At 65.3% G+C, this 23,506-nt stretch carries 23 protein-coding genes and 1 pseudogene; 14 read left to right on the top strand and 10 right to left on the bottom strand.

Features of this window, described 5'->3' with window-relative positions; genetic code table 11:
- From AC1DIM_RS14065 to AC1DIM_RS14040, 6 genes and pseudogenes are all read left to right on the top strand, one after another.
- Positions 1–366 (top strand): annotated as a pseudogene (locus AC1DIM_RS14065) (amino acid permease); the annotation flags it as partial.
- A 137-nt stretch (positions 367–503) separates the two neighbouring features.
- On the top strand, positions 504–1,451 hold the full coding sequence (locus AC1DIM_RS14060) for an L-lactate dehydrogenase (protein WP_477711118.1): 948 nt from the start codon (positions 504–506) through the stop codon (positions 1,449–1,451).
- Positions 1,452–1,582: 131 nt separating this feature from the next.
- Positions 1,583–1,831, top strand: coding sequence for an SCO4226 family nickel-binding protein (locus tag AC1DIM_RS14055; RefSeq protein WP_477711117.1), 249 nt, complete (start codon positions 1,583–1,585; stop codon positions 1,829–1,831).
- Positions 1,832–1,993: 162 nt separating this feature from the next.
- Positions 1,994–3,310 (top strand): ATP-binding protein, encoded by a 1,317-nt coding sequence (locus tag AC1DIM_RS14050; protein ID WP_477711116.1) that lies wholly within the window; start codon positions 1,994–1,996, stop codon positions 3,308–3,310.
- Between the two features lie 190 nt (positions 3,311–3,500).
- The gene (locus tag AC1DIM_RS14045) at positions 3,501–5,054 is read left to right on the top strand and encodes an HNH endonuclease signature motif containing protein (protein WP_477711115.1); all 1,554 of its coding nucleotides are present in this window, start codon (positions 3,501–3,503) and stop codon (positions 5,052–5,054) included.
- A gap of 306 nt (positions 5,055–5,360) precedes the next feature.
- Positions 5,361–6,872 (top strand): carboxylesterase/lipase family protein, encoded by a 1,512-nt coding sequence (locus AC1DIM_RS14040; protein ID WP_477711114.1) that lies wholly within the window; start codon positions 5,361–5,363, stop codon positions 6,870–6,872.
- Here AC1DIM_RS14040 and AC1DIM_RS14035 read toward each other — a convergent pair.
- Positions 6,869–7,474 carry an HD domain-containing protein gene (locus AC1DIM_RS14035; RefSeq protein ID WP_477711113.1) on the bottom strand — a complete coding sequence of 202 codons (606 nt, stop codon included), beginning with the start codon at positions 7,472–7,474 and terminating at the stop codon, positions 6,869–6,871. The genes AC1DIM_RS14040 and AC1DIM_RS14035 overlap by 4 nt on opposite strands.
- Positions 7,475–7,492: 18 nt before the next feature.
- Positions 7,493–7,972: a MarR family winged helix-turn-helix transcriptional regulator gene (locus AC1DIM_RS14030; protein ID WP_477711112.1), complete on the bottom strand. Its 480-nt coding sequence runs from the start codon at positions 7,970–7,972 to the stop codon at positions 7,493–7,495.
- A 123-nt stretch (positions 7,973–8,095) separates the two neighbouring features.
- Here AC1DIM_RS14030 and AC1DIM_RS14025 point away from each other — a divergent pair, with 123 nt between their 5' ends.
- From AC1DIM_RS14025 to AC1DIM_RS14000, 6 genes are all read left to right on the top strand, one after another.
- Positions 8,096–9,034, top strand: coding sequence for an SDR family NAD(P)-dependent oxidoreductase (locus tag AC1DIM_RS14025; RefSeq protein ID WP_477711111.1), 939 nt, complete (start codon positions 8,096–8,098; stop codon positions 9,032–9,034).
- 40 nt (positions 9,035–9,074) lie between these two features.
- Positions 9,075–9,959, top strand: coding sequence for an amidohydrolase family protein (locus AC1DIM_RS14020; RefSeq protein WP_477711110.1), 885 nt, complete (start codon positions 9,075–9,077; stop codon positions 9,957–9,959).
- Position 9,960: 1 nt separating this feature from the next.
- Positions 9,961–11,193 (top strand): acyl-CoA dehydrogenase family protein, encoded by a 1,233-nt coding sequence (locus AC1DIM_RS14015; RefSeq protein WP_477711109.1) that lies wholly within the window; start codon positions 9,961–9,963, stop codon positions 11,191–11,193.
- 85 nt (positions 11,194–11,278) lie between these two features.
- The gene (locus AC1DIM_RS14010; RefSeq protein ID WP_477711108.1) at positions 11,279–11,734 is read left to right on the top strand and encodes a MaoC family dehydratase; all 456 of its coding nucleotides are present in this window, start codon (positions 11,279–11,281) and stop codon (positions 11,732–11,734) included.
- Between the two features lie 34 nt (positions 11,735–11,768).
- Positions 11,769–13,136 (top strand): MFS transporter, encoded by a 1,368-nt coding sequence (locus AC1DIM_RS14005; protein ID WP_477711107.1) that lies wholly within the window; start codon positions 11,769–11,771, stop codon positions 13,134–13,136.
- Between the two features lie 53 nt (positions 13,137–13,189).
- The gene (locus AC1DIM_RS14000) at positions 13,190–14,773 is read left to right on the top strand and encodes an acyl-CoA synthetase (protein WP_477711106.1); all 1,584 of its coding nucleotides are present in this window, start codon (positions 13,190–13,192) and stop codon (positions 14,771–14,773) included.
- A 4-nt stretch (positions 14,774–14,777) separates the two neighbouring features.
- On the opposite strand, the gene gluQRS is transcribed toward AC1DIM_RS14000, so the two are convergent.
- Positions 14,778–15,674: a tRNA glutamyl-Q(34) synthetase GluQRS gene (gluQRS, locus tag AC1DIM_RS13995; RefSeq protein WP_477711105.1), complete on the bottom strand. Its 897-nt coding sequence runs from the start codon at positions 15,672–15,674 to the stop codon at positions 14,778–14,780.
- A gap of 400 nt (positions 15,675–16,074) precedes the next feature.
- Here gluQRS and AC1DIM_RS13990 point away from each other — a divergent pair, with 400 nt between their 5' ends.
- Positions 16,075–16,542: an Lrp/AsnC family transcriptional regulator gene (locus AC1DIM_RS13990; protein WP_477711104.1), complete on the top strand. Its 468-nt coding sequence runs from the start codon at positions 16,075–16,077 to the stop codon at positions 16,540–16,542.
- Here AC1DIM_RS13990 and AC1DIM_RS13985 read toward each other — a convergent pair.
- Entirely contained in the window at positions 16,539–16,994 is a 456-nt protein-coding gene (locus tag AC1DIM_RS13985; RefSeq protein ID WP_477711103.1) for an Lrp/AsnC family transcriptional regulator, read from the bottom strand. The two genes, AC1DIM_RS13990 and AC1DIM_RS13985, sit on opposite strands and share 4 nt — an antisense overlap.
- Before the next feature lie 104 nt (positions 16,995–17,098).
- Between AC1DIM_RS13985 and AC1DIM_RS13980 the strand changes: the two genes are divergently transcribed.
- Complete coding sequence (locus AC1DIM_RS13980; RefSeq protein WP_477711102.1) at positions 17,099–17,752, top strand: LysE family translocator; 654 nt, start codon at positions 17,099–17,101, stop codon at positions 17,750–17,752.
- An 11-nt stretch (positions 17,753–17,763) separates the two neighbouring features.
- Here AC1DIM_RS13980 and AC1DIM_RS13975 read toward each other — a convergent pair whose 3' ends face one another.
- The 6 genes from AC1DIM_RS13975 to AC1DIM_RS13950 form a co-directional block, all read right to left on the bottom strand.
- On the bottom strand, positions 17,764–18,123 hold the full coding sequence (locus tag AC1DIM_RS13975; RefSeq protein WP_477711101.1) for a nuclear transport factor 2 family protein: 360 nt from the start codon (positions 18,121–18,123) through the stop codon (positions 17,764–17,766).
- 54 nt (positions 18,124–18,177) lie between these two features.
- A complete protein-coding gene (locus AC1DIM_RS13970) occupies positions 18,178–19,143 on the bottom strand; it encodes a hypothetical protein (protein ID WP_477711100.1) in 966 nt (321 codons plus the stop codon).
- 47 nt (positions 19,144–19,190) lie between these two features.
- Positions 19,191–19,691, bottom strand: coding sequence for a DUF456 domain-containing protein (locus AC1DIM_RS13965; RefSeq protein ID WP_477711099.1), 501 nt, complete (start codon positions 19,689–19,691; stop codon positions 19,191–19,193).
- Between the two features lie 166 nt (positions 19,692–19,857).
- Positions 19,858–21,057: an NAD(P)-dependent malic enzyme gene (locus tag AC1DIM_RS13960; protein ID WP_477711098.1), complete on the bottom strand. Its 1,200-nt coding sequence runs from the start codon at positions 21,055–21,057 to the stop codon at positions 19,858–19,860.
- A 292-nt stretch (positions 21,058–21,349) separates the two neighbouring features.
- A complete protein-coding gene (locus AC1DIM_RS13955; RefSeq protein ID WP_477711097.1) occupies positions 21,350–21,958 on the bottom strand; it encodes a TetR/AcrR family transcriptional regulator in 609 nt (202 codons plus the stop codon).
- 102 nt (positions 21,959–22,060) lie between these two features.
- Complete coding sequence (locus AC1DIM_RS13950) at positions 22,061–23,419, bottom strand: MFS transporter (RefSeq protein WP_477711096.1); 1,359 nt, start codon at positions 23,417–23,419, stop codon at positions 22,061–22,063.
- Positions 23,420–23,506: the final 87 nt, after the last annotated feature.

Genomic DNA, 23,506 nt, shown 5'->3' with positions numbered 1-23,506 from the left:
CAGGCCTTCGAGATCGTGCTGAACATCGCCTCCGTGGGCATCGTCATGACCTGGGCAACCATCGTGCTCTGCCAGATCCAGCTCAAGCGATGGGCGGACAAGGGCTGGCTCAATCGCCCGTCCTTCCGAATGTTCGGAGCCCCCTACACCGGCTACCTCTCCCTGATCTTCCTCCTGGGCGTCCTCATCATGGTCTTCATAGAATCCCCGCTCACCATGCTCGTCACCGCCATCGCCTCCGCACTGATGGTGGCCGGCTGGTACGCCTGCCGGCACCGCATCCGCGAAATCGCCCACACCCGCGAAGGCTTCACCGGCACGGCACCCGTGGTCGCCAACCCGCCCGCGGAGACGTTCAAGAAGTAGGATTTCCCGGCAGCGCCGAACCCGTGCTGCCCTAATGTGCGGCCTCCCACGAATCGATAGCATGAAGCCATTGCGGACCACCACCAGCGCGGTTCCCGGAGCTCCCAGCGCTCCGGGAACCGGGGAAGAGGTAGCTCATGCCAGGATCGAAACTTGCCATTGTGGGAGCCGGAAGCGTGGGCACCTCACTGGCTTACGCCGCCCTGATCCGGGGCTCCGCAAGCAACGTGGCACTGTTTGACGTCAACGCCCTTAAAGCGGAGGCGGAGGTTCTGGACCTCGCGCACGGCACCCAGTTCGCGGCGGCGGCGRCAACCGTCACGGGAGGCGGAGACATCGCCGTGACTGAAGGCGCCGACGTCGTGGTTATCACTGCCGGGGCAAAACAGGCCCCTGGCCAGACGCGGCTGGACCTCGCCGGGACGAACGTCCGCATCCTCGAACAGCTCATGCCGCAACTGCTTCGGCACGCCCCGGACGCGGTCTATGTCCTGGTCACCAACCCCTGCGACGTACTCACGGTAGCGGCCCGGAAGATTTCCGGGCTGCCATCGGCACGCATCTTTTCCTCCGGCACCGTGCTGGATACGTCGCGGCTGCGGTGGCTGCTGGCCCGGCGCGCCGGTGTCGCCGTGGCCAGCGTCCACGCCAGCATGGTGGGCGAGCACGGCGATACTGAGTTTCCGGTGTGGTCAGGTGTCACGATCGGGCCGGTCCCCATCCGTGACTGGAAAGAAGATGGCCAACAGGTCTTCACCCAGGAATACCTCGATGAAACCGCCCGCGAAGTGACCCAGGCGGCTTACAAGGTCATCGCCGGCAAGGGGGCAACCAACTACGCCATCGGCCTGTCCGGAGCGCGGATCGTGGAGGCCCTCCTCCGGGACGAGAACGCTGTGCTCCCTGTTTCCACCGTGCTCGACGGCCCCTACGGAATCACCGGGGTGGCACTGTCCCTCCCCAGCGTCGTGGGCCGCGGCGGTGTGCACCGCATCCTTCACACACCAATGGACGGCCGCGAACTGGCCGCCCTTCAGCATTCCGCCGACACCCTGCGGAGAACCTTGGCCACGTTGGGGGTCTAGCAAGCGAAACGGCAAAACCCCCTTTCCGTATGTCCGCACCTACCTCCTCTTGACGGCTTTCATGCCCGGGTCTAGCGTCAGCCTCATCCCGCTGTTTCAACGGCGAAACCGAGTTAAGGAGTATTGGCATCATGCCGGAATTCATGGATGTTCATCGCAACATGGTTGGAATCACTCAGGAAGCCCTGCAAGAGGCCCACGACGCCGATGTGGCCGTCCAAGGCGATGAGAAGGTTAATTTCAAAACGGCTTGGGCCGATCCCGAGTCGGGCCTGGTTTACTGCTTGTCGGAGGCCCCGTCAGCGGATGCTGTACGGCGTGTGCATGAGCGCGCAGGGCACCCCGCGGATGAGGTCCACCCGGTTCCCATCAAGGTCTGATTCGCTCCCATCCGAATAGCGGCACGCTGGCCGCCTCGTAACGCAACGCTCCCGCAACCCTTCGTCGCGGGCAGATCGCTTATGCTCAGCAGAGCGCCTCACAGCGCTGCTCTGTGCACTAATGACCTGCAGTTCAACGACGAACCACCCGGGAGACACGGCATGACCAACTGGCGGATCAGGGATTTCCACTCAGCAGACCTGGACGGCCTCCTGCACCTGTGGGAGTCCCTCAAGGCCTCCGATGTGGAGCCCGTTTACGCCCTCTCGGAAGTGCTGGCGTCATGCGAGAAGGACCATGCCGTGGTGGCGGTGCAGGGCGAGCAGGTGGTGGGCGCCGCCGTCGGACGTGCCGCCCATGACCAGGGCTGGATCGTCTTCCTGGCTACACTGCCGGAATACCGCGGCCGGGGCATTGGCACGTCGCTGCTTGCCGCCGTCGAAAACCGCATGGCCCCGCATGGCCTTAACAAGCTTTCCGCGCTGATGCCCGAGGCCGAAACCCGTGTGGAGGCCTTCCTCAGCCGCGGCTTCGCACTGAAGAAGAACCTGCGGYATTTCGAGCGGACCATTCCCGTCCAGCGGCAGGAACTTGGCGCGCTGGGCGAGCTGGGGGGCCGGATCCTGGCGCGCGACCTGTGGGAAAACGTGGCCGGCATGCGCAAGGAGAAGGAGCTCCTGGAGCGGCGGTTGGTCCTGCCGCTCGCGGAGGCCGATCTCGCGGACGAATACGGTGTGGTGCCGCCGCGCGCCGTGGTGTTGTTTGGGCCTCCGGGCACCGGCAAAACCACCTTTGCGAAGGCAATCGCGTCCCGCCTGGAGTGGCCGTTCGTGGAGGTCTTCCCGTCCCGCCTTGCCTCCGATCCCAAGGGGCTTGCCGGCGCACTGCGCGAGACATTCCTGGAGATCGCCGAGCTGGAACACTGCGTGGTGTTCATCGACGAAGTGGAGGAGATCGCCTCTCAGCGTTCAGGCGAACCGCCGTCGCCGCTGCAGGGCGTCACCAATGAGCTACTGAAAATCATCCCGGCGTTCCGCGAACAGCCCGGCCGCCTGCTGGTCTGCGCCACCAACTTCATCCGGGCGCTGGACACCGCGTTCCTGCGCCACGGCCGGTTCGACTACGTCATCCCCATCGGGCTCCCCGACCGCCAGGCCCGCGAAGCCATGTGGCAGCGCTTCATCCCGGCCGCCGTAGTGGACGACGTCGACGTGGAACTCCTCGTGGAGCGAACGGAGGGTTTCTCCCCCGCGGACATTGAGTACGCCGCCCGCAGCGCCTCCCAGCGTGCGCTGGAAAAGGCAGTGTACGACGACGGCGGCGCGGCTTCCGGCGGCAGTGTTTCAGTTCGTGAGGCGGTTCGGAAGGGGCCCTCCACGGAGGACTACTTGGACGCCATCGGCGATACGCGGACCACCGTCAGCGCCGAGGTCCACCAGGACTTCCTGGAGGACATCGATTCCCTGGGACGGGTGTAGGCCAGGGCGGGACTAGCGGGCGGACTGAGGGCCGGGGGTCTAGACACGGACGGGCCGATCGGGCGGCCACCTGAGCGGTAACTGTGGGCAGCTGTGGGGAGCTGTGGGCAGCTGAAAAGATTTCCAGAAATCTTTTCAGGGAGGAGCTTCAGGGACCTTAAATGTCGTACCCCCTCGACATGATGGAAACATGGAAGGCACAGCAGCGGACGCGGCGTTTGATGAGGTAGTGGCTGCCGTTGCTGTGCTGGCCGAACTCCGCCGTCGCCAGTGTGAGGATCCTGCCGGGCCGGATCCGCTGCGCCGGGGTATCGACGACGCCCTGGACCGCCTGGCCGTAATCTCCCGGCTCGAAGCAAGCACCGCCGCGCTGAAAGTCCTCACCACCGCGGAATTCGCGGACCGGACAAAGGCGTTAACGCCCCCTGCCTTGTCCCCGCAGGAGCACACTGCCCACGAAATGGCCGCCATCGCAGAGGTCGCCTGCGTCCTGACCGTCAGCGAACCCAACGCCGCCACCCTGCTCTCCACATCCCACCGCCTCACCACCACACTGCCCCTGACCCTGGCCGCCCTGGCGGCCGGAACCATTTCGTGGCAGCACGCCCGGATCATGGTCGACGAAACCCTCAACCTCGATCACGCCGGCGCGGCAGCCCTGGAAGCCCACTTCCTGGACCCGGACGCACCCAACCCCGCCCGGGGCCCGGCCGGGGAAATGATCCCGTCCCGGTTCCGGGCCAAAGCCCGCACCTGGCGCGAACGCCACCACCCGGACAGCATCGAAAAACGCCACACCAAGAGTGCCTTGGACCGGCGCCTGGAGTACTCCCCGGACCGGGACGGGATGGCCTGGCTTTCGGCCTACCTGCCCGCGGACACGGCAGCCGGGATCTGGGAGCGGACCACCACCGCGGCCCGGGCACTGCAGGGCCCCACCGAGGCCAGGACCCTCACCCAACTCCGCACCGACACCGCAGCGGCCTGGCTCCTCGGCGGACAAGCCGGCCTGGTCCCGTCCCCGAAAGCCCAGGTCCTGATCACCGTGCCCGTGTTCGCACTCATGGGCCTGACCGACGAGCCCGCCATGTTGGACGGGTACGGTCCCATCCCACCATCGATGGCCCGCACCCTCGTTGCCGATGGTGCGGAGTCCTTCCACCGCGTCCTGACCGACCCCCGCGACGGGGCACCGCTGGAGATCGGGAGGACCAGCTACCGGATCCCCAAAGCCATGCGCCAATGGCTGCGCCTACGGGACGGCAAATGCCCCTTCCCCGGCTGTTCCAACCAGTCCCTGGACAACGAAGCGGACCACCTCCTCGCCTGGCACCACGGCGGCACCACAGGAATCTCCAACCTCGGCCAACCATGCCGCAAGCACCACCGGCTCAAACACACCACGCCTTGGACACCCACCGAAGCCACCCAGGACAAACCACCGGGCTGGATCTCACCCTCCGGCCGGCACTACACCAGCGAACACCCCGACCGGGAACCACCCCACTGGCCGGATCAGATCGTGGACCAACTCCCCTACAGGGACCGTGGCACTTCCCTGCCAGAAAGCCTGTCCGAAACACCGATTCCGGCGGATCCCGACCGCGAGTGGGCGCGGCTGTTGCGGCGTCGTCTCAATAAACCGGAGCCGCTTGGGGTTGCTTCTGTACCTGACTTTCTCTGGCTGACTGAACAGCCACTGGCGGGCAGCGGCGCGCGTTTGCCTTCCGGCAGCACGGGCTAATTATGTCGTCAGGCGATGGGCAGCGAGGATCACCGTGGATCACGCCTTTTTGCCGACGGTGATCTTTGATCCATGCCCTCCAATCCCCCTCCAGCACCCCTCTTTCGCGCATGGACAGCCGGGGCACACTTAGGATCTCCGTCCTGCCACGCCGCTGGAGCTTTCTTGGCCTGACCAACGTCATTGCTTCCACGCTGGGCCGGCAGCTTGTTTCCAGGGGCCATGACCTTCGGCCCTGCAAACCGAACCGCAACAGCTGCCAAGGTGAAATATGGCCGGAAACGTCGGACCGCGGAGGTGGCAGGCATGAGCACCGTCGTCACAACCAGGCAGGGACAATTGCGAGGGACCGTCGCCGCCGGCGTTCACCGCTTCCTTGGCATTCCTTACGCGGCGCCGACCTCGGGCGGTAACCGGTTCCGTCCTCCGCAGCTGCTCCAACCCTGGAGCGGAATTCGCGACGCCAACCAGTATGGTGCGGCCCCTTTCCAGTTGGCGCCCCCGGAAAGTGCAGGCACAGAGTGGGACACCGGGCTGGGCGGCGCGGACTGCCTGAACCTGAATATCTGGAGCCCGGACCCAGGCATGGCAGGCCTGCCTGTGATGGTGTGGATCCAAGGCAGCGCGTTCGAAATCGGCTCAACGGCGGCCTACAACGGGACTAATTTCGCCCGGGACGGCGGGGTGTGCGTGGTGATCAACTGGCGTGTCGGCGCAGACGGGTTCCTGGACCTGGGTGACGGCTACGCCAACGCCGGCCTCCTCGACCAGGTCGCCGCCTTGGAATGGGTCCGCGACAACATTGCAGTCTTTGGCGGCGACCCCGGCAATGTCACGGTCTTTGGCCAGTCTGCAGGCGCCATGAGCATCGGGGTTCTCCTCTCGATGCCGCGGGCCGAAGGGTTATTCCGGCGGGCCATCCTGCAGAGCGGCGCCGCCCATCATGCGATCGACACCGGCACCGCCCAAAAGATCGGCGGCTTCCTCGCCGAAAAGCTTGGGGTGCCGCCGACCCGGGACGCGATAGCGGCCGTGCCCACCCAGCGCCTGCTCGCAGCGCAGGCAGAGTTGAAGGCTGATCTTATGGCCCGGCCCGATCCGGAGCGTTGGGGACACGATGCCGTGGCCAGCCGGATGATGTGGCAACCCACCATCGACGGCGATGTCATTCCCGGGCGGCCCGTCGAACGGATCGCCGCCGGCGCAGGCGCTGCCGTCGACGTCTTAGTGGGCACCAACACCGAGGACTGGCAGCTGTTCCTCGCGATTACCGGAGTGCTTGCGAAGGTCTCCGAGCAGGACCTGGCGGATTCCAAGAGCGTTGGCGGCTTTCCACCCGTGTCCGTTTACGGGCTTTCGGCGGATACGGCGCTCCGTGAATACCGGGCCCACTACCCGGCAAGCTCGCCGGGCGAGCTGCTCGGCGCGGTGGAGACCGACTGGTGGGTGAGGATTCCGGCCATTCGCCTGGCGGATGCCCACGCGCAGGCGGCAGTGACCACCGGGGCACGGACGTACATGTACGAGTTTGGGTGGCGCTCCCCCGGCCTCGGCGCAGTCCACGCCGTCGAAGTGCCGTTCGTTTTCGACACCCTGGATAAGGGCTCCCGGTTGTTCGGGCCGCTCCTGGGGAAAGATCCGCCGCAGGCGTTGGCCGATGCCATGCACGCTCCCTGGATGAGGTTCGCCGCTATCGGCGATCCGGGCTGGCCACTCTACGATCAGGCGGGCCGGGTCACGATGCTCTTCGGCACCGAATCACGCCTCGTCCATGACCCGCGGGCATGGGAACGGGACCTCTGGAACGGTGTCCGCTAGGACTCGTACGTCAGGTTCTCGTAGTCGGTGTCGTCTTCCTCGTCCAGCCGGTCATCAACTTCTTCGAGCAGCCATGGGTTTACGCGCGCCAGGATACTGCGAATTTCCTCTATCTCCACGGCAGCATAAAGGATGGGCCGGGCATCCCGGTACTTGGTTACCGGCGGCTTGTCCGGCCATTTTTCGGCGAGGGCCTTGACGCGTTCGGGGATCGAATTGTGGGCATTGTCCGCGATCTTCACGAGGGCGGCGTCGTGGTCCTCGGCGATATAGCGGATGCCGGCCTGGTAGTCATCGGGGTTGTCGTGCAGCCGGTTGGTGACCCGCTCGATGATGTCCGCCGCCCGCTCAGAGACACCCATCTCCAGAAGTGCCTGCCGGGTGATGGGAGTGTCCTCGGCGATGTCGTGGAGGTAGCCGGCGATCCTGATGTCATCGTCGAAGTCAGCCAGGGCGTCCCCCACGGCGATGACATGGTCACGGTAGGGGCGTTTAAGCTTGTCCTTCTGCCGGTTGTGGGCCACCTCCGCCAGGACCCTCGCGGTCTCGACGGTGAATTTGGGCGGCGTGGCATTGTGCTCCATGGAGTCCTGGTCTGACATGGTTCCAGCCTACGGCCCTTACGCCGCACCGCCCCACAGCGCCTTGCGCAGCAGGGCCTTCATGGTGGCCACCTCAGCGGTGTCGAGGCCTTGCAGCGCCTCGGCCTCTGCCTGCGCGGCCGCCTCAGAAGCACGCGAGTGGAGTTTGGCTCCCGCCGCAGTAGCAGTCACGGTCTTGGCCCTGCGGTCCAGCTTGCCGGGAGCCCGGACCACCAGTCCCCGCTTTTCCAGCTCATCAACCAGGGCCACGATCTGGCTCGGATCCAAGCTAAGGAAATCTGCGAGCTCACGCTGGGTTGGTTCGAGGCCGCTGTTCGCGAGGATCAGCACCGAATACGAACGCTCCTTGAGATCAAAAGTGGCGAGGGCCCGGTTGTTCAGCACGGACCCCGTCGCGTGCAGTTTTGCCAGCAGGAATCCCATGTCGTTAGTGATTGAAGCGGCCACTAACTTGTCCTCAACGCCACCCTGCTTCGTCCCCTGCACTTCGATGGTCATGTCACTCCAGATAGTTTTCAAAATAAATCATTGACTTCTACAACAATCCATATTCTCATGGATACATACCAGCATCACATGCCGGACGGCAGGGTGAACAGGTCAGCTAGCAAAGGAGCAGCAATGAGCCTCTCAGGCAAAGTAGCAATCGTCACCGGAAGCGGTCAGGGACTCGGCCTCGCCTACGCCCGGGAAATCGCCCGCCAAGGTGCCGCCGTCGTGATTAACGATGTCAATGCCGAGACCGCCGCGCAGGCTGTGGCGCAGATTGAGGCCGACGGCGGCCGAGCCGCCGCCGTCGTTGCTCCTGTGGGCAGCACCGAAGCCGCCAAGGCGCTGGTGGCAGGCGCCATCGATGCCTATGGCCGATTGGACATCCTGGTCACCAATGCCGGCATCCTGCGGGACAAGAGCCTCCTGAAGATGACCGACGAGGACTTCGACCTGGTCATCAACGTCCACCTCAAGGGCACGTTCACCTGCGTCCGGGAGGCCTTCGCCCACTTCAAGGAGAACAACGTCCAGGGCCGGATCATCACCATCGGCTCCCCGACGGGCCAGCGCGGCAACTTCGGCCAGACCAACTACGCCGCAGCCAAAGCCGGCATCGTGGGAATGGTCCGCACCTGGGCGCTGGAAATGAAGAAGGCCGGCGTAACCGTCAACTCCGTCATCCCCGTGGCCGCCACCGCCATGACCAAAACCGTCCCTTACTTCCAGAAGGCCGTTGAGGCCGATGAGCGCGGCGAGGCCATGCCGTCCTTCTTCCGCCATGACCTCGGCTTCGGAACGGCCGACGACGTCGCGGGCCTGGTTGCCTTCCTCGCCTCTGATGCGGCGGCAGGGATTACCGGCCAGGCCATCGGCGCCGGCGGCGACCGGCTGCAGGTCTGGACGCACCCGGAGGCCGCGACCACCGAATACCGCGAGGGCGGCTGGAGCTACGAAGCCCTGCGCGAGAACGCCGGTGAACTGTTCAGCGCTGACACGCTCCAGAGCTACGGCGAGGAGTTCCTGCCACTGCCGGAAGAGCTCAAGCCCGAGCCGGCCCCGGCCCGCTAGCCCACTTCGCTCTGGTCACCTGACTGCTAAGGAAATCGATATGCGTTACGAACTGGGCATCGATGCCGCCAAACTCGATGCGATTGATATGCACGTTCATCTGGAAGTGGACGGTCACGGCCACGAATCCCTCCCTCCGGCACTGACCGAGGCCTCCGCCAAGTACTTCAAAGCAGAGGACCGCTCACCCTCTTTGGACCGCATCGCGGAGATCTACCGCGGACTGAACATGGCCGCTGTCGTCTTTACCGTGGACGCCCGCACCCAGCTCAAGCACGAGCCGAACAGCATCGGGGATCTGATCGCCGGCGCCGCCCGGAACAACGACGTGCTCATTCCGTTCGGCAGCGTCGATCCCCGCACTGGCGCCGAAGCAATCCAGGGCGCCAAACGCCAGGCTATTGATCTGGGCGCCCGCGGGTTCAAGTTCCACCCGTCGCTGCAGGGCTTCGACCCGTCCAACGAGCAGTTTTATCCCCTCTGGGAAACCCTGCAGGAGCTCGGGCTGCCCGCGATCTTCCACACCGGCCAGAACGGGATGGGCGCTGGCCTCCCGGGCGGCTACGGCATCAAGCTGGGCTACTCCAACCCCCTCCTGCTGGATGCGGTGGCAGCTGATTTCCCGGAACTGCAGATCATCATGGCCCACCCTTCCGTGCCATGGCAGGACGAGGCCAACTCCATCGCGACGCACAAATCGAATGTCTTCATTGACTTGTCCGGTTGGTCGCCGAAGTACTTTCCTGAGTCCCTGGTGCGGATGTCCAACTCGGTCCTCCAGGACAAGGTGCTCTTCGGCACCGACTTCCCGCTGATCACCCCGCAGAAGTGGCTTGGTGCGTTCGCGGACCTGCCACTCAAGGACGAGGTCCGGCCGAAAATCCTCAAGCACAACGCCGTGCGCCTTCTCGGCCTGGGAGGCTGAGATGGATACGACGACGGCGGAACCCGCAGTGCGCGTCCTTCCTCCCGGAGAGGGTCAGGAACGCCTCTATCGACTTTCGGACTTCTACGACGCCGAGTCCCTCCTGACCGACGGCGAGCGCCGGGTCCTGGGCAGGCTTCGCAGCTTCCTGGACGAGAAGGCACACCCGCTGCTGGCGGATCATTGGGAGCGCGGCGAATTTCCTACTGAACTCGCCCAGCCGCTGATCGACCTGGACCTGATGGAGCCGGCGGAACTGACCGCGGACGGCACTGCCCGGGGTATCTACCAGGGGTTCCGGATCTTCGAACTCGCACGCACGGACGCATCGCTGGCAACCTGGTACACGTCGCAGGCGGGTCTCTTCCGCACGGCCATCCGCGTGGGCGCCTCACCAGCACAGCAGCAGGAGTGGATGCCCAAGGTGATCGATTTCTCGCTCAAGGGCGTCTTTTCGCTCACTGAGCCCGAGTCCGGTTCGGACATCGCCGGCGGGCTGTCCACCACGGCACGCCGAGAGGGTGACGGCTGGATCCTGGACGGTGCCAAGCGCTGGATCGGCGGCGCTTCCACTGCCGACGTCCTGGCCGTATTCGCCCGGGATGTGGCGGACGGGCAGGTCAAAGCCTTCCTGGTCGAGCGCGAGGCACCCGGCGTGTCGCTGGAGAAGATCCACGGCAAGACGTCCCTGCGGATGATGCAGAACGCCCACATCACTCTCACCGGCGTCAGGGTGCCCGAGGCCATGCGCCTGCATAATGTGAACTCCTTCCGGGACGTCGCGGCAATGCTCCGTGCCATGCGCTCGGACGTCGCATGGATCGCCACCGGCCTCCAGGCCGGCGCCTTCGAAGCCGCCCTGGCCTACGTCAACGAACGCAAGCAGTTCGGCCGCAGCCTTGGCTCGTTCCAACTGGTCCAGGAGAAACTCGCCCGGATGCTCGGCAACGTCACTTCCGCACTGTCTCTGGTGGTGCGGTTGACCGAACAGCAGGCCAAGGGCATCTACCGCGACCAGGACTCAGCCCTGGCCAAGATGCAGACCAGTCTGCTGATGCGCGAAACCGTGGCTCTGGCCCGCGAGGTTGTGGGCGGCAACGGCATCACCCTCGACACAGACGTTGCCCGTTTCCACGCCGACGCCGAAGCCGTCTATTCCTACGAAGGCACCCACGAGATCAACGCGCTCATCATTGGCCGTGCGCTCACCGGCGAAAGCGCCTTCACCCGCTGAACAGCACCAACCCCCGGAACCCGGCATCCGCCGTCGTACTTTCAACCAACTAACCCACAAACCAAAGCCTAACCAGGAGGCAAAGATGCCCAACCTCGTCGTCGACTTCGACAAACTGCTCACCCTTTCCGGCACCGACCTCGGCGTCACCGAGTACCGCGAGATCACCCAGGAACAGATCAACAAATTCGCTGACGCCACGGGCGATGACCAGTGGATTCATGTGGATCCGGAGCGCGCCAAGGACGGCCCGTTCGGGGCGCCGATCGCCCACGGATTCCTGACCCTCTCGCTCATCATCCCGTTCTGGGGGGAACTCTTCGACGTCGACGGCGTCACCACCAAGGTGAACTACGGCCTGGACAAGGTCCGCTTCACGTCGCCAGTGAAGGTGGGCTCGCGGATCCGCATGCAGGCCACCATCGCAGACGTCACCGAAGTCAAGGGCGGCGCCCAGATCAAGGTAGCCAGCACCATCGAAATCGAAGGCCAGGAACGGCCCGCCGTCGTCGCCGAATTCCTCGCCCGTTTCTACAAGTAGCCACCCCTCTCTTCCGCCTTCAAAAGGACCAGCCATGTCAGGACTCAACCAGCTTCAAGCTATGGGCACCGCCGAGCGTCGCAAGGAAGCGCGCACAGTCATCGCCTCCAGCTACCTGGGCAGCACCATCGAGTACTACGATTTCCTCCTGTATGCCACCGCAGCCGCCGTCGTCTTCCCCAAAGTATTCTTCAGCGGAATGGACGACTGGGTGGGCGTTGTGGCCGCCTACGGCACCTTTGCTGCCGGCTACGTAGCCCGCCCCATCGGCGGAATCATCTTCGGCCACTTCGGTGACAAGCTTGGCCGCAAGAATATGCTGATCATCTCCATGTTGATGATGGGCATCGCGTCCACGCTCATCGGCATGGTCCCGGATGCCTCCGTGGCCGGACCTTGGGGCGCCGTGCTGCTGGTGGTCCTCCGCGTCGTCCAGGGCATTGCCGTGGGTGGCGAGTGGGGCGGCGCCGCCCTGATGGCGCTGGAGCATTCTGAATCCGGCAAGCGTGGATTCGCTGCATCCTTCGTGAACGCCGGCGCTCCCACCGGCGCCGTCCTCGGCACGCTCGCCATGGGCGCCTTCTCGGCCCTGCCCAATGACCAGTTCCTCAGCTGGGGCTGGCGCGTGCCGTTCCTGCTCTCCTTCGTCCTGCTGGGCGTTGGCATGTTCGTCCGGCTGAAGGTTTCAGAGAGCCCCATCTTCAAAGCTGCCCTGGAACAGGAAAAGGCCGAGAAGGCCCGGGCGGAGCGAGACGCCATGCGGGCGGGCATAACTGCCAAGCGGGATATCCCCCTGCTGCTGGTGCTGCGCCGTCCCAAGACACTGATCTTCACCATGCTAGCCGGGGCAGCGGGCTTCGCCCTGCAAGTTGTCCTGGCAACATTCTCTGTGACTTACGCCGTCTCGAAGGGCGCGGACCGGCAAGGTGTGCTGTACGCCTTTGCCGCAGCCTCAGCCCTGTCCATCGTGTTTGTCATCATGGGCGGAAAGCTCTCCGACAAACTGGGCCGGCGCCCCGTGATGATCGGCGGCTTGGTGGTGTTCATCATCTACCTGATCCCCATGTTCTCGCTGCTGTCCTCGAACAACATCGTGCTGATCTTCGTGGCGTTCGCCATCGGCCTGATGATCCACTCCACCCTGTTCGGGCCCTTGGCGGCCTTCGTCTCGGAGCAGTTCGGCACCACGTCCCGCTACACCGGGGCCTCCCTGGGCTATCAGCTGGCCACGCTCCTCGGGGCCGGCTTCACACCAGGCATCGTGGCCCAGATCTTCAAGGATTCCGGGCAGAACACATCATCGGTGGTGACGTATCTGGCCGTCATGTCCGTGGTGTCCATTGTGTTCATCCTGCTCACCCGGGAGCCCAAGAACAACGACCTCCAGACCGTCCGGGCCTGACCCTTCATTGGGTCCCGTCCGGCGGGCTAACCTCACAGTAGAAAGGATTCGCCGTGGAGAATTTTGGCATCGGCTCGTGGCTGCAACGTCGCCGCCCGAAGTCCGGCAGCAAGACCGCCCTGATTAGCGGAGGCCGGGAACTCAGCTACGCACAGTTCGCGGACCGGAGCCTCCGGCTGGCCAACGCCCTGCGGGACCGCGGCGTCGCAAAGGGGGACCGGGTGGCCTACCTGGGCGAGAACCACCCGTCCTTCCTGGAAACCCTCTTTGCCTGCGGCACCCTGGGCGCCGTCTTCGTCCCGCTCAACACCCGGCTGGCGCCGCCCGAGATCCAGTTCCAGCTGCAGGACAGCGGGGCCGTGGCCCTGATCCACGCGCACACCCTGGGCGACCTCGCGGCCCGCGGCGCGGCTGGCACCGCCGTGGCGAGGCTCGTCGTTGTCAACGATGCCGGCGCGGGCAGCCCAATTCCGGCAGACAGCCCCGCGCCGGCAGGCAGCGGCCAGGGGCCGACGGCGGTCGAAGGCTTCGACGATGTGGTGGCCTCCGGCACGGACCAGCAGATCGATGAACCGGTGGGCCTGGACGACGGAGCCATGATCCTCTACACCTCGGGCACGACGGGCCGTCCAAAGGGCGCCCTGCTGACCCACGGCAACGTCACCTGGAACTGCATCAACGTGATCGTGGACTTCGATTTTTCCTCGCAGGACGTGGCGCTGATGATTTCACCGATGTTCCACGTGGCGTCACTGGACATGGGCGTCCTGCCGACGCTCCTCAAGGGTGGAACGGTCATCCTCGAATCCAGGTTTGACCCGGGCCGGATCCTAGGACTGATCAAGCAGTACAGCGTCACGACGATGAGCGGGGTCCCGACCACCTATCAGCTCATCTGCGAACACCCCGCGTGGGCAACCACGGATCTCAGCTCGCTGAACAAGCTCACCTGCGGCGGATCCGCCGTCCCCATGCGGGTTCTCGACGCGTACGAGTCCCGGGGCCTCCAGATCGGCAACGGCTACGGCATGACCGAGACGGCGCCGGCGGCAACGGTCCTCCCCGCATCGCGGTCCCGCGACAAGGCCGGCTCCGCCGGGCTTCCGCACTTCTTCACCGACGTGCGGATCGCCGACCCGATGGCCGGGATCGCGGCGCCCGGAACCGTGGGCGAAATCCAGATCAAGGGCCCCAACGTGATCCACGAATACTGGAACCGGCCCGCAGCCACGGAAGAATCCTATGAGCCGGGCGGCTGGTTCAAGTCCGGCGACATGGGCTACAAGGACGATGAAGGCTTCGTGTTCGTGTCCGACCGGCTCAAGGACATGATCATCTCCGGCGGCGAAAACATCTATCCGGCTGAGGTGGAGCAGGCCATCACCGAACTGGAGGCAGTGGGCAGCGTGGCCGTCATCGGCGTGTCTGACGAGAAATGGGGCGAAGTTCCGCGGGCTGTGGTGCTGCTCCGGGAGGGCGCCCAGCTCACCGAGTCCGAGCTGCGCACGCATCTTGAGGGCCGGCTGGCCCGTTACAAGATTCCCAAGTCAGTGGTGTTCGTGGACGAAATGCCTCGCACTGCCAGCGGGAAAATCCGGAAGAACGATCTTCGGAAGCTCTCCGCTGGCCAGGGTTGATTGGTCAGCGGCAAGGCCCCTGCATGCCAGTCCAAACCCACGGCCCGCGGGGAAGACGGGCGGGCCGGAATGCGGCAAGCGCTTGTTCCAGCGTTCCGGCTTGCAGGTTCACGGACTGGAGGATGCGGTCCCGGACATCGGCCACCGTAGCGCCAGCGAGCGCGAGGTCGGACAGCGTAACGGCGCCGTCGCGCTTGGCCAGCCGGGCGCCGTCGGAATTCACCACTAAGGGCACGTGTGCATATTCCGGAACCGGCATATGCAGCAGCGAGGAGAGATATGCCTGCCGTGGAGTGGACGGCAGGAGATCGTCGCCGCGCACCACCTGATCTATTCCTTGGGCGGCGTCGTCCACCACGACTGCCAGGTTATAGGCGGTCACGCCGTCGTTGCGGCGCAAGACGAAGTCATCCACAACGCCGGTGAACTCCCCGCACAGGACGTCGTGAACGGTGTATTCCGTGACGTCTGCCCGGAGCCTGATGGCGGCAGGCCGCGTGGAACGCTTGTACGCCAGCTCTGCCGGGTCAAGGTTGCGGCACGTGCCCGGATAGGCACCCTGCGGCGCGTGCGGGGCTGATGGCGCCTCCTGGATTTCGCGGCGCGTGCAGAAGCACTCGTACGTCAGGCCCGCAGCGGTTAGCTGGTCAATGGCTTCGTCGTACACCGCCCCGCGGTCTGTCTGGCGGACGACGGCGCCGTCCCACGTCACGCCGATGGCTGCCAGATCGCGGAGCTGCTCAGCCTCCGCACCGGCACGTGCCCGGTCCAGGTCCTCAACGCGAAGCAGGAAGTCCCGGCCCGTGGAACGGGCGAACAGCCACGCAAGAACGGCGGTGCGGAGATTGCCAACATGGAGTTCACCGGAGGGGCTGGGGGCGAAGCGCCCGGCACGAGTCATAAATCAACCCTACGCACAGGGACAACGCGGGGTCACTTAGCGCACGATCCGGGGCTCCCATCGGGCCGGAAGTGATTCCGCGTTGCAGTAGGCCGGACAACACAAGAGCCCCTCAGCTACCGATGACGCCGAAGGATCCGACGCCCGGGAGTTCAGGGGCTCTTGCCGTGTTTGCAGAATGACCGTGGTGTGAACAAGTGTCATCAGCGGCGGCCTCCTTGCGGGAGGCGGTGTCCAGGGTCCGGGTGGTGTACCGGTGAGCCTGTAAGCCAGCGGGGGTGGGCGGTAGCCAATTTCCTGCTTTGTTGCCACCATTTGAGCAGACACCTTACAGTTGGCACAACCGGTACAACAATCACTAGTCAGACTGCCTAACTCCGGCCGCCAACCAGGACAGGAAATGATCAGATTGCAGGAATTGGACAGCACGGACAAGCGGATCCTCAATGCTCTGGACGAGGATCCGCGCGTTCCGATCATGGTCCTGGCCCAACGGCTGGGCCTCGCGCGCGGAACCGTACAGTCCCGCCTGGAGCGGATGACAGCGTGGGGCGCGCTCCGCCCCAACAGCAGCCGCGTCCTGCCCTCCGCCCTTGGCCGCGGGGTGGCAGCCGCAGTGAGCGCCGAGCTGGACCAAAGCCATCTCAACGAAGCCATCGCCGCCCTCCGCGAGATCCCCGAGGTCCTCGAGTGCCACGCCCCCGCCGGCGACACCGACCTGCTGATCCGGGTAGTGGCAACAAGTCCGGACGACCTTTACCGCGTGTCAGAGGAAATCCGCCTCTGCCCGGGGATCGTCCGCACGTCAACCAGCATGTTCCTGCGCGAGGTCATCCCCTACAGGACCACAGGGCTGCTGAAGGACTAGACCGGCGGACCGGCGTTGGATTTGAGGTTCTTCATCACCAGGGTAGACGTCAGCCGCTCCACCCCCGGCAGCGAGGTCAGCTCCGCGTCGTAGAACCGCTGATAGGCCGGCAGGTCCTCGGCAATGACCTTCAGCAGATAGTCCGGGGAACCGAAGAGCCGCTGTGCCTCCACAATGTTGGGCGTATCCGCCACACGGTTTTCAAAGATCTCCATCGTGGAGCGGTCCACCTGGCGCAGAGTTACAAACACGATCGCCTCGAACCCCAGTCCGACGGCGGCCGGATCGATGTCCGCCTTGTAGCCGCGGATCACTCCCGAAGCCTCCAGGTCACGCAGCCTCCGGTGGCAGGGCGCCACCGTCAAACCCACCTTGGCGGCCAGTGCCGTGGCAGTCATTCGGCCGTCCTCTTTGAGGTAGCGCAAAATGTTTCTGTCGATATGGTCAATCACGCAATAATCTTACCCATCGGGCGCCAGTCGGGGCGAAATAGGTAAGCACTTATGGCCGCAAAGTTCATAGGCTTTGTCCTGTAGCCATCGGACAGGAGCCCGCCATGAACCCCCAGTTGTTTCTCGCCTTCGTGCTGGTGGCTGCCGCCCTCGCGTGCACGCCCGGCGTGGACTGGGCATATTCCATCAGTGCCGGCCTGCGGCAGCGCAGCTTTGTTCCGGCCGTGGCCGGACTTTGCGGCGGCTATGTCCTGCACACCCTGCTGATGGTGGTGGGCCTGGCGGCCCTGCTGTCCGGAATGCCTGGTCTCCTCGGCTGGCTCACCGTGGCCGGGGCCGGATACCTCCTGTGGCTGGGCATCAGCACCCTCCGCTCCTGGCGCGGAGCCTCCTTCAGCGCGGCAGACGCCACCGGGAAGCCCGCCAACCAGCTCCGCACGTTCCTCCAGGGCATGGGCACCAGCGGCATCAACCCCAAAGGCCTGCTCTTCTACGTGGCGCTGGTGCCGCAGTTCGTCAGCCCGGAAGCCACCCTCCCGCTGCCCGTCCAATCCGGGCTGCTGGGCCTGACGTTTGTCCTGCTGGCCGGAACGGTCTACACCTGTGTGGCACTACTGGCCCGCAAACTCCTCCACTCCCGACCCGGAGCCGCCCGTGCAGTCACGCTGGCCAGCGGCATCATCATGGTCCTCCTGGGCGCAGGGCTCCTGGCGGAGCAAGTTGTCCCGTTGGTCGCCGGATTCACGCACCAGGCGTAGTAGTTGCCGTCCTAGACGCTGCGCTCCATAAACCATTCGGTGAACTGGGACGCCCGCCCGTCAGGCTCCAGCCGGATCACCCACAGATTGTCATAGCTGGGCCGGTCCCCCAGATAATGCGTAAAGCCTTGCACAAAGGCCAGCCCATCGTCCGCACCCAACAGGGTCCAGTCGAAGGTCCATTCGTCGGGGTCGTCCCGCGCCGTCAGCCAGCGCTCCACAATCTGCTCGCGCCCCCGCCACGGATCCTTGTCCTGCGGCCGGGTGGCGTAGACGGCTTCCTCGGTGAACAGCGCCCGGATGTCGCCGGGGTCATTGCTGGCCCAAGCCGCGACGTACTTTTCCATCCAGGACCTGGCTGCGTCGTTCATGCCTCCGTTGTACCCCGGCGCCGGTAGCCCCACAAGGCGCCCGCGGCCCGAAGACTATTTTCCGTCCAGGTTTTCCCACTCCTGCTCCCACAGCCTGCGCTCGTCCACGTCCTTGCGGATCACTTCGAAGGTTTCCAGCTCCGCCGGCCGTCCCCGGAGCCAGTCCCGCGGGTTGAGGGACCGCCGGCCGTTGTCCAGCACCATCAGGGCGCGGTCCGTCAGGGCATCATTGCGGAGCACGGGGTCCGTCTTACGGCGGCGGAGCACCTCCTGGAGCGCCTCCTGCGCCTTCGAGTGGGCGCCAAGCCGCCGCAACGCACGGCCGCGGAGCAGCAGCAACGCGGCCGACAGGTCATCGGAATTCAGCAGCCCCTCAGTCCAGATCACTACTTCCTTGTCCCGCCCCAGCGCGAACGCCAGCGCGCAGCGTGCCAGGGCTGACGGCAACGACGGCGGCAACCCGGTTACCGTCTGCAGCGCAGCTTCCAGCTGGCCCGTTTCCCGCAAGGAATGCGACAGCGCCAGGAAGACGGATTCCTGGCCGAACAGCACGGGGACTACTATGCGTTCGGCGACCTCCACCCGGGTGACCACACGCGTCAGGTACGTGGCCGCGTACTGGTTGGCGTCGTCGTCGTTCTTGATGGACAGGCCCCGCTGGAGAAGCTCGGAAGCGCGCAGGTAGCCGCCGTGCTGGTACGCCAGAAGGCCCGCAATGACGGAACAGAGCCCGGCCCAGCCGGGGTAGGTGCGGCCCAGGACGATCAGCCGTTCGGGTTCCTTACTGGTGAAGATGGCGTCATGGACTGCCCTGACCGCCTTGCCCGGCATCCGCCTGAGCCTGGGGACCTCGCCGTCCACCGCCAGGAGCGCCGCGTCCCGGCCACCCAGCACACCATGGATCAGCCCGCCCACGCTGCCCGCGAGTTCCCGGACGGGGGTCTGCAGCTGGATGTTCCCGAACGGCGTCAGGTCACGGGTATCCCGGTAGATCGGTCCTCTGGCATCCCCCAAGGTCATCTCTCCATGCTACGTGGCAGCCCGGTGTTGTCGCCTACGTGGCAGTGCTATGTGGCAGCCGCAATCCACAGTCCGATCACCCAGGTGCTGGCGGCCAGGCAGGCCAGGCCGAACTCCGTGAGCATGCCCAGGCCGGTGGCTTTCAAGGCGGCCCAGCTGGTGGTGGTTGCGGTCCGGATCTGACGGGTACGGCGCAGCTCACTGAGCAGCAGGCCGGCGGCGAAGCCAACGAAGAGCCCCACAACGGGAACGATGAACATACCGATCACGCCTGCAATCAGGCCGACCACCACACTCCGGTTGGGAATGCCGTGCTGCTTGAGCTTCCGGCCGGTCAGCACGGCGCTGGCCGACATGCCGGCGACCACAAAGACCATTCCCACCGCGAAGATCACCCAGCCCAACGCCCCGGCTCCACCCCAGATCGCCCACGCCAGCAGGCTGAGGCCGATCAGGAGGCTGCCCGGCAGCACCGGGATGATGGTGCCGGCGACTCCCACCAGGATGGCAACGCCGCAGAGGATGCTTACAACGGTTTCGGAGTTCATGAGCCCCAGTTTAGGGTGGCCCGGGCGCGCCGGCAGGTACTGCCCCTTGCACCCGAACTGCCTAACCGTCCCGGCTGGCACTCCCGCTTAACGCCCGACGGCGGTGCCATCGCTTCGAGAAGGAGGCACCGCCGTCGGGCGTTATGGCAGTGTGTGGCTGCGGAGGTTACTCAGCTTCCACGGCGGCGGCGACGGCGGCAGTTACCGCCGGGGCAACGCGCGGGTCCAGCGGGCTGGGCACGATGTAGTCCACGGACAGGTCTTCTTCGGCCAGCTCCGCGATGGCGCGTGCCGCGGCAAGCTTCATGGCGGGCGTGATCCGGCGGGCGCCGGCGTCCAGGGCGCCGCGGAAGATGCCGGGGAAGGCCAGCACGTTATTGATCTGGTTCGGGAAATCGCTGCGGCCCGTGGCCACCACGGCGGCGTACTTGGAAGCCACTTCGGGGAGGACTTCGGGGTCCGGGTTGGAGAGTGCGAACACGATGGAGTCGGCGTTCATCAGCTTCAAGTGGGCCTCGTCCAGTTTGGAGGAGGACACCCCGATAAACACGTCCGCGCCGAGCAGCGCTTCGCCCGGTCCGCCGGTGACGCCGCGGGGGTTGCTGCGCTGTGCCATCTCCGATTTCTTGCTCTGCGGGCCGGCGGCGATGTCCGCCCGGTCACGGTTGATGACTCCCTTGGAGTCGAGCAGGACAACGTCCTGGATCCCTGCGGCGAGCAGGATTTCGGCGACTGCGATGCCTGCTGCACCCGCTCCGGAAACCACTACGCGGAGGCCGGCGAGTTCACGGCCGGTAACCTTGGCTGCGTTCGTCAGGGCGGCGAGGACCACCACGGCGGTGCCGTGCTGGTCATCGTGCATGACCGGGCAGTCCAGCGCCTCGATGAGCTTCTCTTCCAGCTCGAAGCAGCGCGGGGCGGAGATGTCCTCGAGGTTCACGGCGCCGAAGCTGGGACGGAGCCGCACCAGGGTTTCCACGATCTCGTCAACGTCCGTGGTGTTCAGGACCAGGGGAATGGAATCCAGTTCGCCGAAGGTCTTGAAGAGGGCGGACTTGCCCTCCATCACGGGCAGTGATGCGCTGGCGCCGATGTTGCCCAGGCCAAGCACCGCGGTGCCGTCGCTGACCACAACCACCAGGCGCTGCGCCCAGGTAAGGGTCTTGGCGAGCTCCGGGTTGTTGTGGATGGCACGGCTAACGTCGGCCACACCGGGGGTGTAGGCGATGGAAAGGTCGCGCTTGTTGGACAGCGGGACAGTGCTGGTGACCGAAAGTTTGCCGCCCTGGTGGGCATCGAAGATCTCAGCTTCGGTCAGGGCTGTGGCTGCTGAATTGTCGGTCGGTGCGATTGCGTCAATGGACACTTCGTTGTCTCCTGGGGCTAGCCGTGGGGCCACGGCACAGAATGGCTCAAGCGCAGGGAGGCTCAAGATGGTGGGGTTCGGCACTTCGCGGACCCAAGGGTGACCGGGTCCGGGGTGAAGTCCTTGCAGCTGCGGGTTGCCAGCCACTCCGGTACTGCAATAGTAAACAGCGTCCGTGGGCGCAAACGGTCGTAAAGCAGCCATCGAGCCGTGCCAAATCGATTTAGCACGACAAATTGTGATCCACATCACGCCATAAAGACGTATTTATTGGGTTACTGGTCTAGACCAGTTACGCCGATCGGTGGGCGGCCCGGGCGTTCGGCGCCACCGGAGCAAGCAGGGTACAGGCCTTCTTCAGGTCTTCTTCGGCCTCGAACAGGGACAGGCGGCGGTTGCGGACGGACTGGACCAGACCAGTGACCGTCAGCAGGAGCACCCGGGCCGCCACGGCGTCGTCGGAAGCGACGGCTACCGCCCTTTCGCTCAGATCGTCGATCTCCTGCAGGAGCTCAGTGGTGTCCTTGCCCTTGAGGTACACACTGCGGGTCAGGCATTGTTCGACCGCCGGCTGCATGACGCGCATGTGGAAGATCTCCATGACCACGCCAGTGAGGGCCCGGCCGCCGAAGCTGGCCGCCGAGGTGCGAACCCTCGCCTGGAGCTCATCCAGCTGTTGGCGGTACAGGGACAGCATGAGGTGGGTGGGCGACGGGAAATACCGGTAAACGGTGCCCAGCGGAACGCCGGATTTTTCCGAGATTTCCGCGAGGTCCACGGACTCCAGCCCCTTGCGGGCAAACCCTCCTGCGGATTCGAGGACGCGTGCATAGCGCAGCCTCTGGCGTGGAGTGGCGGGCCGGGCGGCCATGGGCGGATGGTCGGGAAGGGTCTCGGGCATCAGCATTCCGGGGTAGTGAATTTACGGTGCAGCGGCCGGTGGATCCCCATCCCGGGCCGCCCTGCAGTCCGGCTCAACTATACGCCACTCCAGGAATGCGCCTCAGGCAACGCTCTTGATCTTGACCACGAACACCGCGCCCAGCAGTCCAAGGACAGCCGCCGTGGTGAACAGCGTGACGTAGCCGCCGAGGTGCGTCACCGCGAGGAATGCGACGCCGGTCGCGAACACCTGCGGCAGCGAGGCGGCAACGTTGATGACCCCCATATCCTTGCCCCGGTCCGCGGCCTGCGGCAGCACCTGGGTCAGCAGGGCGAAGTCCACGGCGAGGTAGGCGCCGAAGCCGATGCCCAGGATAGCGGCCCCCACCAGGGCGCCGGTCCACACCGGGAAGAACGCCATCGTCAGGCCCGCCATGGCGATCATGACGGAGGAGGCGATGACGAAGGGCTTGCGCTTGCCCACCCGGTCGCTCCACGGCCCCGCGATCACCGCGGTAATCATCACCATCACTGCGTAAATGCCGGTCAGGGTCAGGACTCCCACCGCCGGGTTCTCGTGTTTGAGGACGTCCCGGAGGAAGAAGAGCAGGTACACAATGGTCAGCTGGTTGCAGACGTTGACCAGGAAACGTGTGAGCCACGCCCAGGCGAAGTCCGGGTGGCGGGACGGGCTGATCCAGAATCCGCGCAGGAAGCTGCCCCACGAGAACGGCGGCCGAAGCTCCCTGGGCAGCGGCGGGTCATTCCGGTGGAGGAGGTACGGCAGCACCGCGAACAGCAGGGCGGCCGCACACATGGTGTAGCCCACCATGTAGTTCCCGGACACCACCGCACCGAAGACCGCGCCCAGAAGAATGCCCGCCGTCTGGCCCAAGGCCGCCAGTCCCCCCACGCCGCCGCGCTGCAGCACCGGCACCCGGTCCGGGACGGCGGCAGTGATGGCGGCATAGGCAGCGTTGGCGCCCAACTGGACCAGGCACCAGAACAGGACCATAAGGGCAACGGAGGTAGCGCCGGACATCGCCAGCAAAGCAGCGACTGCCAGGATGGCGCCGGCCAGGACCCAGGGGGAACGCCGGCCGAAACCCGAGACCGTCCGGTCGGACAACGCCCCGGACAGCGGATTGGCCACCAGGGATACGGCGGCGCCGCACCCAAGGACGAGGGAGGCGATGGCTTCCTTGTTGGTTTCGTCGATGCCAATGGCTTGCTCGGCGATAAAGATGTTGATCGGCCCGAAGAACGCGGCATTGATGCCAACATTGACCAGCACCAGCCCGGTGACCCAGCGCGCGGTGACCTTCGTGGTCGGCTCATCGAGCGCCGCCGTCGAAAGCTCCACTTCTGCGGTGGGTTTTGATGAAGAGCCGGGAACCAACGCAGGGCTGGGACCCGAGGCCGTGCCCGGATCCGTCGCCGGGCCGGGATCCGGTGCAGCGGGTGTGTCGGGCAGGCTCATGGCAGGTTCCCCCTGGAACGGTTGGTGATGCTGAAAATCAGACTATCGTGGGCTTCATCGCCCCGCTTGTCATATGTCGCACGCGGG

Source organism: Pseudarthrobacter sp. 01T43, from assembly GCF_056398665.1.
Note: the sequence above shows the minus strand (reverse complement) of the source record. Positions and strands in the feature narration are given on the sequence as shown.